Raw genomic sequence first — 692 nt, forward strand, 5'->3', positions numbered from 1 at the left:
CTGGTCAGCGCGATGACGGTACAGCCGTTACGAATCAGTGAGCCAGCTGCAGTGAAGTTTGTGCCGGTACCTGTAATGGTGTTTCCGCTGATGGCAATAGTGCCAGTGGTATAAATCATGTTTTCTCCAGGCAATAAAAAACCCGCCAAAAGTGACGGGTTATTAATCGTGTTGAATGTCTAATTGGATTATGAGAACGACCCGGTACCTCGGGTAATGGTTAACGTCGGTGATGTAATTGACTTACTTGCTGTTCCGCTTCCTGTGACTGTAATGGTTCCCGTAACTGTATTTGCGGTGATGTTTCTCAATGCATGCCTTACCGATATCCACATCCCAGTATTCCCTGACGGTACGTTAATATTTCCAAGGTCACGTATATTCCCATTGATATTGAGCGTGATGTTAACGACCGTTGTTCCGGTAAGCGATGACACATAAATCAGACCTTCGAGAAGGGCGGATTTCGCAAGCGAGGAATTAGAGGAGTCTGTGAATGTTATCGCTCTGGTAGCTGTTGTAGCGCCTGAAACGACAACGTCTGCTCCAACTCCAATATTCGCTATATCACCGACAAAAGTCGTGGCCTCAACACTACCCTTAAAGCTTCCATTTGTTGCATATACTGTTCCACGGATAGTGACGTTATTAAATACAGCGTAACCCGATTTATTAATATGCCAGCCAACATT

General features: G+C 45.2%; 1 pseudogene. It reads right to left on the reverse strand.

Annotated features, from left to right (window positions below):
- Positions 1-188: 188 nt before the first annotated feature.
- Positions 189-692: pseudogene (locus C5687_RS24795) on the reverse strand (TipJ family phage tail tip protein); the annotation flags it as partial.

Origin of the sequence: Enterobacter sichuanensis (assembly GCF_002939185.1) — a bacterium.
Classification (GTDB): Bacteria; Pseudomonadota; Gammaproteobacteria; order Enterobacterales; family Enterobacteriaceae; genus Enterobacter; species Enterobacter sichuanensis.